This window comes from Sphingorhabdus sp. 109, assembly GCF_902506555.1.
GTDB lineage: Bacteria > Pseudomonadota > Alphaproteobacteria > Sphingomonadales > Sphingomonadaceae > Parasphingorhabdus.
The window spans coordinates 717269-733854 of sequence record NZ_LR732707.1 but is presented as its reverse complement, the minus strand read 5'-3'; the positions used below and the strand labels follow the sequence as shown (position 1 = coordinate 733854).

The 16586-nt window shown below is 58.9% G+C and carries 15 protein-coding genes and 3 tRNA genes; 8 read left to right on the top strand and 10 right to left on the bottom strand.

Features of this window, described 5'->3' with window-relative positions; translation table 11 throughout:
• Nucleotide 1: 1 nt before the first annotated feature.
• Nucleotides 2–829 carry a queuosine precursor transporter gene (locus tag BOSE62_RS03575; protein ID WP_159642145.1) on the bottom strand — a complete coding sequence of 276 codons (828 nt, stop codon included), beginning with the start codon at nucleotides 827–829 and terminating at the stop codon, nucleotides 2–4.
• 103 nt (nucleotides 830–932) lie between these two features.
• Between BOSE62_RS03575 and BOSE62_RS03570 the strand changes: the two genes are divergently transcribed.
• Nucleotides 933–1009: transfer RNA gene (locus BOSE62_RS03570), tRNA-Arg, on the top strand.
• Nucleotides 1010–1014: 5 nt separating this feature from the next.
• Here BOSE62_RS03570 and BOSE62_RS03565 read toward each other — a convergent pair.
• Nucleotides 1015–1839: an NUDIX hydrolase gene (locus tag BOSE62_RS03565; RefSeq protein ID WP_236553811.1), complete on the bottom strand. Its 825-nt coding sequence runs from the start codon at nucleotides 1837–1839 to the stop codon at nucleotides 1015–1017.
• 105 nt (nucleotides 1840–1944) lie between these two features.
• Here BOSE62_RS03565 and BOSE62_RS03560 point away from each other — a divergent pair, with 105 nt between their 5' ends.
• Nucleotides 1945–2532 carry a DUF4126 domain-containing protein gene (locus tag BOSE62_RS03560; RefSeq protein ID WP_159642143.1) on the top strand — a complete coding sequence of 196 codons (588 nt, stop codon included), beginning with the start codon at nucleotides 1945–1947 and terminating at the stop codon, nucleotides 2530–2532.
• A 56-nt stretch (nucleotides 2533–2588) separates the two neighbouring features.
• On the opposite strand, the gene BOSE62_RS03555 is transcribed toward BOSE62_RS03560, so the two are convergent.
• The 4 genes from BOSE62_RS03555 to BOSE62_RS03540 form a co-directional block, all read right to left on the bottom strand.
• A tRNA-Pro gene (locus BOSE62_RS03555) sits at nucleotides 2589–2665 on the bottom strand.
• Nucleotides 2666–2770: 105 nt separating this feature from the next.
• Nucleotides 2771–2847, bottom strand: a tRNA-Ile gene (locus BOSE62_RS03550).
• 133 nt (nucleotides 2848–2980) lie between these two features.
• Entirely contained in the window at nucleotides 2981–3874 is an 894-nt protein-coding gene (locus tag BOSE62_RS03545) for a WalW protein (RefSeq protein ID WP_159642141.1), read from the bottom strand.
• Nucleotides 3875–4024: 150 nt separating this feature from the next.
• Nucleotides 4025–5803, bottom strand: a complete 1779-nt coding sequence (locus tag BOSE62_RS03540) for a sensor histidine kinase (protein ID WP_159642139.1) — start codon at nucleotides 5801–5803, stop codon at nucleotides 4025–4027.
• A 73-nt stretch (nucleotides 5804–5876) separates the two neighbouring features.
• On the opposite strand from BOSE62_RS03540, the gene BOSE62_RS03535 reads away from it, so the two are divergent.
• Nucleotides 5877–6350 (top strand): Lrp/AsnC family transcriptional regulator, encoded by a 474-nt coding sequence (locus tag BOSE62_RS03535; RefSeq protein ID WP_159642137.1) that lies wholly within the window; start codon nucleotides 5877–5879, stop codon nucleotides 6348–6350.
• 48 nt (nucleotides 6351–6398) lie between these two features.
• Here the strand turns inward: BOSE62_RS03535 and BOSE62_RS03530 are convergent, their stop codons facing one another.
• Nucleotides 6399–7682, bottom strand: a complete 1284-nt coding sequence (locus tag BOSE62_RS03530) for a hypothetical protein (RefSeq protein ID WP_159642135.1) — start codon at nucleotides 7680–7682, stop codon at nucleotides 6399–6401.
• Between the two features lie 187 nt (nucleotides 7683–7869).
• On the opposite strand from BOSE62_RS03530, the gene yaaA reads away from it, so the two are divergent.
• From yaaA to BOSE62_RS03510, 4 genes are all read left to right on the top strand, one after another.
• The gene (gene yaaA, locus BOSE62_RS03525; RefSeq protein WP_159642133.1) at nucleotides 7870–8628 is read left to right on the top strand and encodes a peroxide stress protein YaaA; all 759 of its coding nucleotides are present in this window, start codon (nucleotides 7870–7872) and stop codon (nucleotides 8626–8628) included.
• Nucleotides 8625–9329 (top strand): SDR family NAD(P)-dependent oxidoreductase, encoded by a 705-nt coding sequence (locus BOSE62_RS03520; RefSeq protein WP_159642131.1) that lies wholly within the window; start codon nucleotides 8625–8627, stop codon nucleotides 9327–9329. The genes yaaA and BOSE62_RS03520 overlap by 4 nt, the downstream gene beginning before the upstream one ends.
• Before the next feature lie 169 nt (nucleotides 9330–9498).
• Nucleotides 9499–12192 carry a DNA gyrase subunit A gene (gene gyrA, locus BOSE62_RS03515; RefSeq protein WP_443028818.1) on the top strand — a complete coding sequence of 898 codons (2694 nt, stop codon included), beginning with the start codon at nucleotides 9499–9501 and terminating at the stop codon, nucleotides 12190–12192.
• Nucleotides 12193–12294: 102 nt separating this feature from the next.
• The gene (locus BOSE62_RS03510) at nucleotides 12295–13131 is read left to right on the top strand and encodes a TauD/TfdA dioxygenase family protein (RefSeq protein WP_159642127.1); all 837 of its coding nucleotides are present in this window, start codon (nucleotides 12295–12297) and stop codon (nucleotides 13129–13131) included.
• Here BOSE62_RS03510 and BOSE62_RS03505 read toward each other — a convergent pair.
• Complete coding sequence (locus BOSE62_RS03505; protein WP_236553807.1) at nucleotides 13122–13811, bottom strand: lysoplasmalogenase; 690 nt, start codon at nucleotides 13809–13811, stop codon at nucleotides 13122–13124. The two genes, BOSE62_RS03510 and BOSE62_RS03505, sit on opposite strands and share 10 nt — an antisense overlap.
• 97 nt (nucleotides 13812–13908) lie before the next feature.
• Between BOSE62_RS03505 and trmFO the strand changes: the two genes are divergently transcribed.
• Nucleotides 13909–15261, top strand: coding sequence for a methylenetetrahydrofolate--tRNA-(uracil(54)-C(5))-methyltransferase (FADH(2)-oxidizing) TrmFO (gene trmFO, locus BOSE62_RS03500; protein WP_159642125.1), 1353 nt, complete (start codon nucleotides 13909–13911; stop codon nucleotides 15259–15261).
• Here trmFO and BOSE62_RS03495 read toward each other — a convergent pair.
• Together BOSE62_RS03495 and BOSE62_RS03490 are read right to left on the bottom strand one after the other, a co-directional pair.
• Nucleotides 15258–15716, bottom strand: a complete 459-nt coding sequence (locus BOSE62_RS03495; RefSeq protein WP_159642123.1) for a hypothetical protein — start codon at nucleotides 15714–15716, stop codon at nucleotides 15258–15260. The genes trmFO and BOSE62_RS03495 overlap by 4 nt on opposite strands.
• A 38-nt stretch (nucleotides 15717–15754) precedes the next feature.
• Nucleotides 15755–16426, bottom strand: coding sequence for a hypothetical protein (locus BOSE62_RS03490; RefSeq protein WP_159642121.1), 672 nt, complete (start codon nucleotides 16424–16426; stop codon nucleotides 15755–15757).
• Between the last annotated feature and the right edge of the window lie 160 nt (nucleotides 16427–16586).

Here is a 16586-nt window from a genome sequence, read left to right as displayed (position 1 = left end):
ATCAGGCTGATGTGCTAAACGGGGTGAAGTCGGTATCTTCATCATAGATATCGACACCCTCGCGTCGCTTGAGCCAGCCGACCACCAGATAGGTCAGCGGCGTCAGCACCGCTTCCCACAGCACTTTCAGCAGCCAATTGGTAACCATGACGGTGATCACCGCCGAGGTTTCCCAGACGCCGAGAAAGGCCAGCGGATAGAAGATCAGGCTGTCGACCCCCTGCCCCACCACCGTTGAACCGATGGTCCGGCTCCACAAGGCCTTGCCCTGCGTCCAGACCTTCATCCGCGCCATCACATAGCTGTTCACAAATTCCCCGGCCCAGAAGGCCGTGATCGAGGCGATAACGATCCGCCAGGCGCTGCCGAACACGGCTTCGTAATTCTGCTGGCAGATCGCGCCCTTGTTATCCGGCAGGGCGGGATCGGCGAACCGCAATGCGTCGCTGGCGGGAGGGCAGAGCCATCCGTCAAACGGTGGCAGCCTGACCACCACCCAGCTCATCAGCGCAAGAAACAGCAATGCGGCAAAGCCGGTCCAGATCACCCGCCTGGCTCTCGCAAAGCCGTAAATCTCGGTCAGCACATCGCCGATGACATAGCCGATAGGAAAGAAAAGTATGCCGGCGCCATAGATGAAAAGACCGTCGGCAGCCGGCCACCATCCGTCCGGCCACCAGGATATCTGCAGATAGGTCAGTTTCGCCGCGCCGATAATATTGGAGAGCAGCAACACCGTCACAAAAGCCGCCATCACGAAATCATAATAGCGGAACCGGTGACCGGTCTGGCTGGAAGCGGATGTGCGGACTATGGAATTATCGGTCATTGCCCGACCTTAGCCCGCGCCTGCGACAATTCAACATTTATGGCGGTCGATGCACATCACGGTTTGCAGCCGGTCAAAAGATGGCTAAAGCCCATGCCATGGCGCGCCCGTAGCTCATCTGGATAGAGCGCGAGACTTCTAATCTTGAGGCAGCAGGTTCGAGTCCTGCCGGGCGCACCATTTTCCTATTTTTTGAAACCGCGCTGGACGGCGTCCATAGGCTCCGAAGTAATCGGATAGCCGATGCCTTCCGGGATACACAGATGGACTTCTTCGCCCCGTTTTTCAATATTGGGCGAGACCATCACCGACGGATGGTCCTTCACATGGGCCACGGCCTCGTCAAACGACCCGAATTGCGCCAGCCGCTCGAGATTGCGCTTGGTCGGGAAGATGATCTTCACCTCGCCGGCTTCGGCGCGATCGAGCACCGATTGCGCATTGCCCCAGAACAGATTGTAATTTTCCGTTTCATCGACCGTCGCCAGCGCCCCGTGGTCGTCGTGCGAGATCATGTAGAATCGCGTGTCAAACACCCGCTTTTCCGCAAAGGGCGGACACCAGCGTGTGAAAGGAATCAGTTTTTCCAGCTCCAGCTGCCAGTCGAACTGGTTGCAGATATCGGCCAGAACGGTGCCTTCGTGCAACGCGGCGCGGGCGTCCAGGATACGCCTGGCATCAAGATCGCCCTCCACCGCGACCGCAATACCCGTTTCCTCGATCGTTTCGCGGATCGCGGCGATGCGCGCGCCATATTCGTCGACATCGTCATGGCCCAGCTTCCGGGCAAATTCAAAATCCGCGTCATCGATCCGGCCACCGGGGAACACCGCGGCGCCCGCAGCGAAGACCATCTTCGCCGAACGCTCGACCATCAGCAGGTCGGGCGCATTCTGACCCGGCTGATCGCGGAAGATCACCAGCGTGGAAGCGGGAATGGGCTTGGGCATGGGTTTGCCGGTAATGGCGTCGGTTGCTGGCCTATCGTTGCTGGTCGCTGGATCATTCATCGTTTCATATGAACAGCAAGCAACTGCTTTGCCAAGTCTTTTGATGAATAGCGGTCCGGGACAAAGACATTTGCCAAATTCCAGCCGGCGTGGCAGAATCGGGAAATGGGTATCGTCGAGCTGTTGGGATTGGCCGGTAGCGTCAGCCTGTTATCGGGCTGGCGGCTGTATCTCACGATATTTGTCACCGGCCTCGCGATGCGTCTGCAATGGATCAGCCTGCCGGAAAATCTGCAGATTCTCGATGCGTTGGCCAACCCGTGGGTTCTGGCGATCAGCGCATTTGGTGCGGTGGCCGAATTTTTTGCCGACAAGATTCTCTGGCTCGATTCGGCCTGGGATACGATTCACACCGCGATCCGGCCCTTGGGCGGGGCGCTGCTGGCCCTGGCGGTTGTCGATGCCGGCGATCCGGTCTGGCAGGTGGTGGTGTTCCTTCTGGGCGGCGGCGCGGCGCTGGTGAGCCATGGCGCCAAGTCAGGCGCCCGCGCCCTCGTCAACACCAGTCCGGAGCCGGTCAGCAACGCTGTGGTCTCAACCGGCGAGGATATCGCGACCGGCGGGCTGCTGTTCCTCGCCTTCGCCAATCCGGTTGCCGCACTGGTCATCGCCTCGCTGATGCTGATCCTGTGCCTGATTCTGATCTACAAGGGTTTCAGGCTCTGGCGGAAAATAGTATCGAACGGCAGCTAGCCGGCGGCGGAGCCGCGACCGGTCCGCACAGAAAGCGCAAGATACAGAGGGAAAAATGGTCGGGGAGACAGGATTTGAACCTGCGACCCCCTGTACCCAAAACAGGTGCGCTACCAGGCTGCGCCACTCCCCGACGCGCGCTTCCCCTAGGCGGTGCTTTTGGGAAAAGCAAAGGGTTTTTACGCTTCTTTTTTGCCACCGCCCGCAAGCGCGGCAAATCTCGGCTCTGGAAAGAATATGGTGGGCCCGGAGGGACTCGAACCCCCGACCTAGCCGTTATGAGCGGCCAGCTCTAACCAACTGAGCTACAGGCCCGTATGAGCCGCTTTTTCAGGCAATGCTCAATGGGAGGGTGCGATAGCGGAAGCCGGGATGATTTGGCAAGACTGATCGTCGCAATTCGTGCGATTGGCGGCAATCAAATATCAGAAGCCCCGTGCAGAACTGATCAATTCGTCGATTTCGATCGGTTTGACGTTCCTTGTTTCGAGGTGCGCGATGACCTCCCGCCACCAGTCATAAAAGCCGTCCAGTTCCTGCTGCGTCTGCACATAGGGCGTATGGCCCGGCGACAGCGAGGGTGAGTGGAAGGAGAACACAAGCAAGCGCAAATCATCGTCCAGAGCGACGTCGATGGCTTCCTTCGTCTCGCGGGCGGAAATCCTTCCGGGGTCAACGGAATACGTTCCAGCATCTTGCTGCGGGAGCAAAGGGCATTGACCAGCGGGTGCCTTTCCATCATCCCGGCGACTAGACTAGCCTGTTTGCGCAACAGGCCCGAATAGACCGTCGTCAGCGGTACTTCGAGAAGCCTGTTTTCGCTCCCCCACCAGAACGGTTCCGGACCAGCCGAGAGAAAGTCCGGGCCGCCTTCCCCGCTATAGTCGAATCGCGATCTTATGCTGCTGTCCATGACAAAGCCGTGCTTGACCAGCAAGTCGATCGTGTGCGGCCCGATGCCATAGCGGCCGGCGCGGAAAATCGTCGGGGTGATGCCGATCCGGTCGCGGATCGCATTGCGCAGAATGACAAGCTTCTGTTCTTCCAGTTCTTTCGGCAGATTGCCGGCAAAACTGTTGTGGACGTTTAGCTGTTCGTCAAAAGGAGGATTGATCCAGGGATGCAGATGAACCCCGATATCGGCGGTTTTCCGCTCCGCTACAATCCTCAGGAACGCCGCGGCTTCATCATTCTGGACGATCGCAAAATCGATAAAATAGACCGGTTTGAAGCCGAGCGTCTCGGCAAATTGCTGAAAGGCCTGCAATTCGGATACCGAAAGCGTTGTATGGCCTTCGCGCCGGAACGGGGCGTCCCAGTCAAATTCCTCCTCGGTATCCACCGAGACCAGAAAGCGTCTTCCGAAGTTTTCCGGCCAGACGACAGGACTGTCCGGCCTCCGGATTTTTATCGGATGATGCCCCTGTACCGAAATGTCTGCCGTCCCCCCATTGCCCCTAATCTCGCGGAACTAAAGCCAGAAGCTGACAGGCTATTCTGACTCAGTTTCGCGGATCTTGATTTTGCTAGTCGTCGCTGCCGGTAGGGTCAAGGCAATGTTATCCGCATTAATGGTGAGCGATCCGCCCGCCGACTGCGCGAGATTCCGGACCAGCCGCAGCGAGAATCCCAGCCCCAGCAGCGAGGATTCGCCTGCCTCGCCGTCGATTCCCTGCGACGGGTCGAGCAGCTTGCTTTCTGCAACATCCTTGATCCGCGACGGCCGCGACAGGGTGAACCGGTTGGTCGGCTGCACGCCGATCCGGGTCCGCAATTCGCCCTTCAACGTTTCCCCGTTCTCGCAGGAAATGATTGCCGCCGACAACAAGCGGGCAAAAATCCGCTCCACCGACTCGCCGTCGAGCGCGAAGGGCCGGACCGGCTCGGCCTTGCTGATATTGAGTTCGACCGATTTGCTCTGTGTCAGCCCCTGCAGGCGCTGCGCCATCCGCTCGAACAGCCAGTCCGCTCTGGTGGTGCCGCTGGATTCCCGCAACTGGCCGGAGTCGACCTTGACCGCAATATCCAGATCTTCAAAACCGGCCAGCAGTCGCCGTGCTTCATCCATGATATTGCGTGCCAGAGAACGATATTCATAGGAGGCCGGGCCGAACAGTTGCTGCTCGATAATTTCGCTGAATCCGATCACCGCATTCAGCGGCGTGCGCAATTCATGAATGAGTTGCTGCAACTGCTCGCGGCGCTCGACTTCGATGCCGCTCTGGCCTGCGTCCTCGGCTATATTGGGTCGCCGCATGATGCCGCGATATCCTTCAAACCGGCCCGTCTCCTCGCTGAAACAGGGTATCGCGCTCATCCGCCAGTCACCGGTGACGACGGTTCCGCCGCACAGCCGCATCCGGGCATTTTCCATTGGCATGCGCTGGCGAAATGCCGCGGCACCATAAGCGTCGGGTCCCGGCCCTTCGTCGAAGGCCGGCTGGGCGATGGTGACGCCGACGATCGCGCCCTTTGGCGGCCCTTCGGTCCAGTTGATCGTGCCCGACTCATCGGTTTCGAAACGGATCGTCTCGAGCGATTCGGCAAAGCCGTTCCTGCTGCTGTCTTCGCTGACCGAAGCGCGCGGCGGTTCGGCCGGGCGGTTCTTCTGATAGTCGGCAATTTTCTCGACCAGTGCGCTGATCTGCGATTCTGCCAGTTGTCCGGCAGGGTCATCGGCCGGGTCTGCGGCGCAATCCGCTGCGACCTCGTCCTCCGGCCCATCAACGGATAGCAGCGCTTCGGTAACGGTTGGCAGAACAGGAGCCGGCGGCTGGCTCTCAGCCATGTCGAACCCTTGCTCGCGCAATTGCTGCTGGGCGCGCGGCGAAAGCCTGGGAAAGGCGTCAGCGCAGATTTCCGGTGTCAGATCCGCCGCCGCCATGGCCGCGTCACAAACCGCATCGCTATCGGCGGTCAAATAGACCAGCAACGGCGCGGAACGCAACCGGCCGTTCAGCGCCTGTACGGCGGTCAGGCGATCCTGTTCGGAAACCCGTTCGTGCAGATCGCGGAGACGGGTCAGGCCCGCCTGGACGTCCTGATTCGCCAGCCCGGCCGGTTTTTGTGCGAGAAGATCGACCACCTGCCGCCATTGCGTTGCGGCACCGGAGCCTTCCGGCAGGCTCCCCTTGAGCACGGTGGTCAGGCGGTCATCGAAGCGCAATGTCAGATCCAGAAAATAGGTGGTGTATCCAATTGTTAACTGGGTGATAACCCTTTCGGGCTGCATCGGGAAGGGATGAAAATTTCGCGTCACAATGTGGGACATGGGAGAAAACGTTGCTTGGGCAACTTATTATATTATAACCATCAAATGATTCGCGAACGGATATTACTCCCCTATGGCTGACACAAACCTCGACGACATTGATCTGAAAATCCTGCAACGGTTGCAGGATGATGGACGGATTACCAATGTGGAACTCGCAAATAGTGTAGGCCTGACCGCGCCTCCCTGCCTCCGCCGCATGCGTGCGCTGGAAGACGAAGGGATTATCAATTCCTATCATGCCGCGATTGACCCTGCCAAAATGGGGTACACGATCACAGTATTCGCGATGGTAAGCCTGAAAAGCCAGGCGGAATCGGATCTGCAGGCCTTTGAAGAACATGTACAGCAGCTCCCGGAAGTCCGCGAATGCTATATGCTCAATGGCGAGATTGATTTCATATTGAAGGTGGTCGCCAAGGATCTGCAGCAGTTCCAGAGTTTCCTGACCAGCCAGCTGACGTCGGCGCCCAATGTTGCCAGCGTAAAGACATCGCTAACGATCCGATCCGCCAAACATCTGCCTGGCGTTCCTATTCAAGAATAAAAAAGGGCGCCAATAGCGCCCTTTTTCAAATATTCGGTTGGAAAGCGACTAGCTTGCCGGTTCTGCGGCTGCCGCAGGTGCAGGCGCGGCTGCTGCTGTCTGCTGGCCAATCCATGTCTGCCACATCCCGGCTAGCGGGGCGCGGGTTCCCGACACCTTGCTGAACGCCTGCTTGGCTGCGGAATAGTTGCCGGCATAGGCGTGCGCCGTACCGATACCCATATAACCGCGGTTCATGTCCGCACCCGGCTTGGCAAGTCCCGCTTCGTAAAAGGCGACGGCCTTGTCAAAATCCTTGTAGCCGAGCCATACATCGGCGAAATTCATCATCACCGAGCTGCTGCCCGATCCCCGGACGCCAGAAGGCTGCGCCGGAAGCGAGGCCTTGTCGGCGGACACTTCGCGCCGCGCCGGAGCCAGGACTTCGGCGATCAGCGGATGGGAAGCACCGACGGTTCCATTCTGCTGCCCCTCTTCCAGAACCGCGACCACTTCACCGAAAAGGTTCTTGCGCTGCGCTTCCTCGGCATATTCCTTATAGTCATTGGAAGATTTCAGCGCGCCCGCGGCTTTCATGAACCGCAACAGTTCCAGATTCTGTGTGCTGTCTGCCTGCGTAGTGCGCCGGGTTGCCGATACTGCATCGGCCCAGGAATCGCCCGACGGATATGCGGCAGCCCATTTCGCCGCCCAGGTCGCATAGGCACCCATGTCACCGGTCGCCAGAGCGCGATCGCGTGCCAAGCGATACCATGATTCCGGTGCCTTGGTCTGGGACGCATTGGCATCCTTGATCAGCTGATCCCATTTGGCGAGACCTTCGGTTGGCATATTCTGCTTGAAGTAGGTTTCAGCCAGCAACGGTTCGAAATTGTTACCGCGATAGCCAAGATCATAGGCTGCCTGGAAATAATGCTGGGCTTCGCTCCAGCGTTCGTCGCCAAAGGCGAAATTGCCGAGATAGAAATTGAAGGCAGGCAGTTGTTCGGCAGGCGCAAATCCGCTGGCGACCATGGCACCGAGGCCTTTTTCCTGCAGACCCTGGTCTTTCAGCTTCACGCCGAGGTTAACAGCAAATTGTCCGGCGACAAACTGGTCAAATCCGGTCCATGGCTGGGTCAGAACATTTTCCATCAGAGGCTTGGCTGATGCCGGATCGTCACCTTCCATGGCTTTTTGCACAGGAATGATCACGGCGGTGAATTCCTTGCTGTTTTTCGGGCCTTTCGACTTCTTCTTTGCTGCCTCGGCCTGCTGCGGCACGGCCGTCAGGGCGAGCGCACCAACCGTGGCCAATGCGACGGCCATGGAAAAATGAGATATAAAACGCATGAAAATCCTCCGGATAGTAATTATTTGGGAGAAACGTGTTCTCCGGAATATGGTTGCACCATACACTCTTGGCCCTATTACCAAGCTTTCTCGTCTTTTCTAGCGTTATTCCGCTGAATAGAGGTTGAACAGTCCGGGGTCGCTGCCACCGGTGGACAGCCACGAATATATAATGAGGTAAAATCGCGTGCTTGCAATCATATCCCCCGCCAAATCGCTCGATTTTGAATCGACTATCCCGGCCACCCCGCCATCGGAAAACCGCTTCCCGGACGAAACGGAAAAGCTGGCGAAGGCAATCGGAAATTTGACGGTCAAGAAACTGAAGTCCATCATGCCGGTTTCTGACAATCTGATCGCGCTGAACCGGCAACGGTATAGCGAATTTTTCGATCAACCCGAACGACCGGCAATTTACGCCTATAATGGCGACGTCTATTCCGGCTTCGAAGCCGGCAGTCTCGACGAGGAGAGCTTGGCCTTTGCCCAGGACCATCTGCGCATTCTTTCCGGTCTTTACGGGTTGCTGCGGCCGCTCGACCCGATCCGCCCGCACCGTCTGGAAATGGGGACGAAATGGGCGCCACGCTACAACAAGCTGACCGATTTCTGGAAAGACAAGATCGCCACCGCGCTGGCCGTCGATATGGAGCAGGTCGGCAGCGACACGATTGTCAATCTGGCCAGCAACGAATATTGGGCATCGGTCAAGCCGCATGTCGCAAAATTGCCCGGCCGGGTCATCGAGGTGGATTTCCGCAAGGACAGTCCCGACGGCCCAAAGTTCATCAGCTTCGAGGCCAAACGCGCCCGCGGAATGATGGCCCGCTATATCTGCGAGAATCATCTCACCGATCCGGAAGCGCTCAAGGGCTTCGACTATGACGGCTATCGCTATGATGACGACAGCAGTACGGAAAGCAGCCTTCGTTTCCTGCGGACATGACGGGACGATCCGCCGTCGTGATCGGTGCGTCCGGCGGAATTGGTGGCGCGATCGCCGATACGCTCGATGCTGGCGGCGAATATGACACGGTCGTCCGGCTATCCCGGTCCGGCAACAGCCCGATCCCGATCGACCTCACCCGCGAAGACAGCACATGCGAAGCCGCTCACTGGCTGAAGGACCGGGAGATCACCCCCTCGCTTGTCTTCGTCGCGACCGGCCTGCTCCACGAAGGTGCCAGAGGGCCGGAAAAAAGCCTGCGCCAGCTCGACGCCGACTGGCTGCTGAAAAATTTTCAGGTCAATGCGATTGGCCCCGCGCTGGCGGCAAAATATTTTCTGCCGCTGATGGAGAAAAAAGAGCCCATTCGGTTCGCCGCACTATCGGCCAGGGTTGGCAGCATTTCGGACAATCGCCTCGGCGGCTGGCACGGTTATCGCGCGTCCAAGGCGGCGCTCAACATGATGATCCGCAATCTGTCGATCGAATGGTCGCGCAAGAATGAAAAGTCGATCATCGTCGCGCTGCATCCGGGGACCGTCGACACGGAATTGAGCGTCCCGTTTCAAGCCAATGTCCCGCCCGGAAAATTGTTCAATCCCGGTCGCGCCGCACGCCAGCTTCTGACCGTATTAGAAGCGCTGAAACCCGCCGATAGCGGCAAGATTTTTGCATGGGACGGTACGGAAATCGCGCCCTGAGAAAAGCGGTGTAATATTATTGTAAAACTGGCCCGAAAGGCTGGCTTTTGCCGACCCGTTCGCCTAGAAGAACCGGCAAGAAAAAACATATAAAAAAGGTCCGTTTGTGAACGAACAAACCACTCCGCCGTCGCCGTCCCATATCGAGCCGATAGACATCGTCGACGAGATGAAAACCAGCTACATGGATTATGCCATGTCGGTCATCGTCAGCCGCGCGCTGCCCGATGTCCGCGATGGCCTGAAGCCGGTCCATCGCCGCATATTATTTGCCGCGCAGGAAGGTGGTATGGTCGCCGGACGGCCCTATCGCAAATGCGCGAAGATTGTCGGTGACGTAATGGGCAACTATCACCCGCATGGCGACAGCGCGATCTATATGGCGCTCGCCCGGATGACGCAGGACTGGTCGATGCGGGTGCCGCTGGTCGATGGCCAGGGCAATTTCGGCTCGATGGATCCGGACATGCCCGCGTCGATGCGTTATACCGAAGCGCGGCTGAACAAGGTTTCCAATTTCCTGCTCAACGATCTCGACAAGGATACGGTCGATTTCATTCCCAATTATGACGGCAGCCTGCAGGAACCGAGCGTGCTCCCTGCCCGTTTCCCCAATCTGCTGGTCAATGGCGCCGGTGGTATTGCGGTTGGCATGGCCACCAATATTCCGCCGCACAATCTCGGCGAAGTGGTCAACGCCGGCCTCGCCTATATCGAAAATCCGGGTATCACGATCGACGAGCTGATCGAAATTGTTCCCGGCCCCGATTTCCCGACCGCACCGCTGATCCTGGGCCAGTCCGGCGCCCGCGCCGCTTATAAGGACGGCCGTGGTTCGATCATGATGCGCGCCCGCCACGAGATCGAGGAAGGACGCGGCGACAAGCGCTCGATCGTTCTGACATCGATTCCCTTCCAGGTCGGCAAATCCGCTCTGGTCGAAAAAATCGCCGAAGCCGCGAAAGATAAGCGTATCGAGGGCGTCTCCGACATCCGCGACGAGTCCAGTCGCGCCGGTGTCCGCGTGGTCATCGAGCTGAAACGCGATGCAACCCCGGATGTGGTGCTCAACCAGATCTGGCGCTTCACCCCTGCCCAGTCGAGCTTTCCGGCCAATATGCTCGCTATTCGCGGCGGTCGTCCGGAAGTGCTCAATCTGCGCGACATCATCGAATCCTTCGTCAAGTTCCGCGAGGAAGTCATCACCCGCCGCACCAAGTTCGAACTGAACAAGGCGCGCGAACGGGCGCATATCTTGCTTGGCTTGGTGGTTGCGGTCACCAATATGGACGAGGTCGTACGGATCATTCGCGGTTCCGCGACCCCGGCAGAGGCCCGCGAATCCTTGCTGCGGCGCGAATGGCCGATTGCCGAAATCGCACCCTATATCCGTCTGGTCGAAGCGACCGAAACCGATTTCGAGGGCGACAGCTACACACTCTCTGCGGTCCAGGTGAAAGCGATTTTGGATCTGCGTCTGCAGAAACTGACGGCGCTCGGCCGCGAGGAAATCGGCGACGAGCTGAAGGAACTGGCCGCGGCGATCGAGGAATATCTTGCGATCCTGGCCGACCGCGCGAAACTCTACGCGGTGATGCGCGAAGAACTGGAAGAAGTGCGCGACCAGTTCGCCACGCCGCGCCTCTCCGAAATAACCGCTGCCTGGGATGGTCTGGAAGACGAGGATCTGATGGAACGGTCCGAGATGGTCGTGACCGTCACCCATGGCGGCTATATCAAGCGGACGCCGCTCGACACGTTCCGGGCCCAGCGCCGCGGCGGCAAGGGCCGCGCCGGCATGGCAACCAAGGACGAGGATGCGGTCACCGAATTGTTCGTGACCTCGACCCATACGCCGGTGCTGTTCTTCTCGACCCACGGCAAGGTCTATCGCCTGAAGGTCTGGAAACTGCCGGAAGGCGGACCGCAGACCAAGGGCCGGCCGATGATCAACCTTCTGCCGCTGGCTGACGGGGAAACCATATCCACCGTCCTGCCATTGCCGGAAGACGAAGCCGAATGGGCCGATCTGCACGTCATGTTCGCGACTGCCAAGGGCAGCGTCCGGCGCAACAGCATGGACAGCTTCACCAATGTGCCGTCCAATGGAAAGTTCGCGATGAAGTTCGACGAGGACAGCGATGACCGCCTGATCGGCGTGGAATTGCTGACCGGCAATGACGATGTCCTGCTCGCGACCAAGAACGGCAAGGCGATTCGGTTCGCCGGTGACGCCGTCCGTTCGTTCCAGAGCCGCACCTCGACCGGTGTCCGCGGTATCGCGCTGAAGGGCGACGACGAGGTGATCTCGCTGTCGGTCCTGCGCGGGTTCGAAGCCTCGACCGAAGAACGCGACCAGTATCTCAAGGCCGCGCCCTGGAAGGATAATGAAAACGCCCCCGAACTGTCCGCCGAACGCATGGCAGAGTTCAGCGAGACCGAGGATTTCATCCTCACCGTCTGCGCGAACGGCTATGGCAAGCGGTCGAGCGCTTATGAATATCGCCAGTCGGGCCGCGGTGGCCAGGGTATTCTCAACATCGACAATATCAAGCGCAACGGTACGGTCGTCGCCAGCTTCCGCGCGTCGGACGACGAGCAGCTCATGCTGGTCACCGACCAGGCCAAGCTGATCCGGATGAAAGTCGCGGATATGCGCGTGATCGGCCGGAGCAGCTCGGGCGTCAAACTGTTCGACGTCGCCAAGGGCGAAAAAGTCGTCGGCGCCGCCAAGATTGACGAGGAAGAAGAGCCGGAAAACGAAGCGGAAGACGCCGTAGTCGAGGAAATGGTCGATCAGGGCGTTTCGGACGGCGATGTTGCGGCTGAGCCAGAAGCACCGGAAGAAGACAACGCCGAATGATTTAATGCCGTTCGTCCTGAGCTTGTCGAAGGACGCCTCTCACTAGAAAGAGGTGCCTCGACAGGCTCCGCACGAACGAGAATAATGCCGAGGGGAACGCCGATGAAGGTCACACTATCCGGGCAAGCCTGCGGAGCCGAAGTGACGGGTGTTGACCTGACACAGCCGCTTTCCGATGAAGCCATTGCCAATATCCGATCGGCCTGGCTGGAACATCATATTCTCTCCTTCCCCGATCAGGCGGTGGATGACGACGATCTCGAGCGGTTCACGCGTTATTTTGGTGACTTTGGCACCGACCCGTTTTTCGATCCCATCGAAGGCCGCCAGCATATTGCCGCGATCCGGCGCGATGCCGATGAAACATCGCCTTTGTTTGCGGAAAACTGGCATAGCGACTGGAGCTTTCAGGCGCAGCCGCCGGCGGGGACCTGTCTGCTGGGCATCACGATCCCGCCGGTCGGGGGCGATACATTGTTCGCCAATCAGCATGCGGCATTCGATGCGATGCCGCCGGACATGCGCGCGCAATATGAGGGACTGACCGCGATCCACAGCGCGCAGATGGCTTATGCGCCCGATGGTGCCTATGGCGAACAGGATGAAGGCCGCAGCATGGCGATCCGTCCCGATGAATCCGCGCGCGAGACGCAGACACACCCGCTGGTCCGCGACCATCCGGAAACCGGTCGTCCCGGACTGTTCAGCTGTCTCGGCTATATTATCGGCTTCGAAGATATGGCGCCGGACAAGGCCCTGCCCCTGCTCCAGCAACTATATGTCTGGCAGAGCCGCGAGGAGTTCATCTACCGCCACAAGTGGCAAGCCAACATGCTGGTCATGTGGGACAATCGTTCGGTGCTACATTGCGCGACCGGCGGTTATGACGGGCATGACCGTCTGCTCCACCGTACCACGATCGCCGCCTATCAGGGCTGAACCGGGTCGGCACTATCCGCCGCCATTTCATGCCGCAGCGTTCTGACGATCCCCGTGGCAATCATGAACTGGCCGAAATAATAGAGAGGCCAGACCAGCAGGGTCGGCACGAAGCTGTTTTCCAACGCCCCCATGCGCGCAAAAATCAGCAAGTCTGAAACCAGGAACAGGATCGCCCCCGCGCCCACCTGATAGCGGGTGAAGCGGCTGGTCCAGGCCATCGACGCCATTACCGCGACTGACAGGCAATAAATGGCGATGAGCCATGCTTCCCCCCTGTCGGATGGCAGCGCCCATGCGATGAACACCGAGAACGGCACCAGCAGAATCGCAAAGATTTTCTGGCTGCGGCTGAGCTTGTGTCGCCGGTAGCGGGAATAGAAAGCGATGGCGATCAGATGCCCGATCAGAAATGCAACGGCGCCGATCCGCATGTCATATTCCAGCACCATGTCGCCGATCGCACCAAATGCCATGATCGCCCCGACAATCTTGCCATCCAGCCGGTGCAGCCGGACCAGCGCGTAGATCGCCAGAAAGCTGACGCCGAGCCCCTTCCAGAGAATAATCAGAGGCTCCGGCAGCTCCGGACTGTTGAGCACACAGGCGAAATAATAGCTGATGCCGAACAGCAGGCTGAGCAGCAAAAATGGCCGGTTCTCGGCAAAGGCACTTTTCATCGGAATATCATCTCCCCCTCGTTGCCACGGTCTTTAACATGCAAGCCGAACGACTGCCAGATTGACATTGCGGCCATGGGGCAACACTAAGGCGCGCATGACACAAGTACATATCATTGGCGGCGGACTCGCCGGGTCGGAAGCAGCATGGCAACTTGCGGAACAGGGTGTAAAAGTACGCCTTTCCGAGATGCGCGGAAGCGGCGAGATGACCCCCGCTCATCAAACCGACGGCCTGGCCGAACTGGTCTGCTCGAACAGCTTCCGCTCCGATGATGCGGAGAAAAATGCCGTCGGCCTGCTGCATCAGGAAATGCGCGATCTCAATTCGATCATCATTGGCGAAGGCGACAAGCACCGCCTGCCCGCCGGATCGGCGCTGGCGGTTGACCGTGATCATTTCTCCGAGGGCGTAACACAGCGGCTGAGCGAACATCCCAATATCGAGATTGTCCGCGAGCGGATCGATCAATTGCCCGAAAGCGGTCTGACGATTGTCGCCACAGGCCCGCTCACCGCGATGACTCTGGCGGAAAGCATCGGCGCCGCGACTGGCGAGGACTCCTTGGCCTTTTTCGATGCGATCGCCCCGATCGTCTATAAAGACAGCATCAATATGGACATCGCCTGGATGCAGTCGCGCTGGGACAAGGTCGGACCGGAAGGCGATGGCAAGGACTATATCAACTGCCCGATGGACGAGGAACAATATAAAGCCTTCATCCAGGGCCTGCTCGACGGCGAGAAAACCGACTTCAAGCAATGGGAAAAGGACACGCCCTATTTCGAGGGCTGCATGCCGATTGAAGTAATGGCCTCGCGCGGTCCGGAAACGCTGCGCTATGGCCCGATGAAGCCGGTCGGCCTGACCAACAGCCATACCGGAGGCAAGGCCTATGCGGTAGTCCAGCTGCGACAGGACAATGCACTGGGGACCTTGTGGAACATGGTCGGCTTTCAGACCAAGCTCAAATATGGTGCACAAACCGAGTTGCTCAGAACGATACCCGGCCTCGAAAATGCCGAATTTGCCCGGATGGGCGGATTGCACCGCAATACCTTCATCAACGCGCCCAAGCTGCTCGACCAGCAATTGCGCCTGAGGAAAGCGCCGCATATCCGCTTCGCCGGCCAGATCACCGGCTGCGAAGGCTATGTCGAGAGCTCGGCGGTCGGGCTGATGGTCGGCCGGATGGTCGCGGCCGAGATCCGCGGAGAGCCCTTCACCCTGCCCCCGCAGACCACTGCTTTTGGTGCCTTGCTGTCCCATATTACCGGCGGTGCCGATGCGCGCGACTATCAGCCGATGAACGTCAATTTCGGCCTGTTCCCGCCGTTCGAGCAGCGGGTCAAGAAGAAGGAACGCAAGGAAGCCTATACCAGCAGGGCCCGGGCTGATTTCGCTCGATGGCTGCAACCGATATCGTCAGAAGATATCCAGCTCGCCTAGCATTTGCACCGCGCAGTCCTTCGTTTCGGCCGGGTGGTGCGGAATTCCGTGCGCGTCAATTGCCCGTTCCCGTCGCTGTCCGCACCGGCGAAACGCTCGCTGGTGGAAATCGCCCATTCCTCGAAGGTCAGCAGATTATTGCCATCCGTGTCCAGCTTGCGGAATGCATCGGTGCGGCTGCTCATCATTTCCAGACGGGTGATCGCCTCGTCGCGATTGCGGTCATAGCGGTTGAACCGCATTTCCTCCCGCGTCGCCTTATAGGCTTCGGGAGGCGTTGGACCGATCGTTTCGGCGTCCAGCTCGGCAACGGGCAGGACTTCGGGATCCGGCGGTTCCGGTGGCGGCGGGGCTTCGGGCATCGGAACATCCTGCCCCTCCGCACCAATCCAGAGAAACAGGCCGGCGGTCAGCATCAGGATCATGCCGGCCGCACCGGCGAGGAATTTCTTCATAGGCACAGCCCGCGGATCTGCGGCTGTCGATCCAGGGTCTAGCGGCCAGCAATCCCGTGCCAGATGATGCGCGCGGCGCTGGCCGGACTGTAAAGATCGGCAGCCAGTTGGCCTTTCCTAACATCATGAATCATCAGTTTGCAGAGGATTGAGAGCGGTCGACCGCTTCTGTCAAAATCAAGCCTGTCGCCGGACCGCACAATTTCCGTACAACGGTCGAACGCGGACTGGCGCATCGCGGCATCCGAACAGTGGCGGGCAAAGTCCCACAACGCCCATGCCCGGGCGAGTTCGGTCTGACGCGCGGTCAACGCCTGTTCGCCCGACAGTCCGAAAGCAAAAAAGCCGCGACCGCGCGCAGCGGCATAATTCTCAAACTCGCGATCGCCCCAGGGAAAATCATCCAGCATCGCTTCCCAACCGTCGAGCAGGATCAGCAGCGGCGCAAGATTTCCGCCTTTCCGTTCGAGACGATTAATCTGCTCGACCAGCGGCTCGCCGGCCGGACGCTCTGCCGGAGCCTTGGTTAAAATATCCCGCCACCAGGTTAACCGCATCTGTCCAATCAATATTTCGGAGGTTGAACGGATAATGTCGGCGAAACGGGAATCGAGCGCAAACAGCAACGCATATCGGGAGCGTTCCTGCTGCTTTGCATAAGCGTGGATCAACCTGTGTATTGGTTCAAGTTGTAAAACCGTGTCAGACATGGACATGGCGTCGACGGTTTTCTGCGAAAAATCAAGGTAAACATGGCTTTAACCACGCCTATTGCGCCGTCACTAACCCTTTTCTCCCTATCAGGCACACCGCAACGAAACGGGATGGCTCTGCTGTTCCCGTATAGATCGAGGGCATGGCATGGTTGAC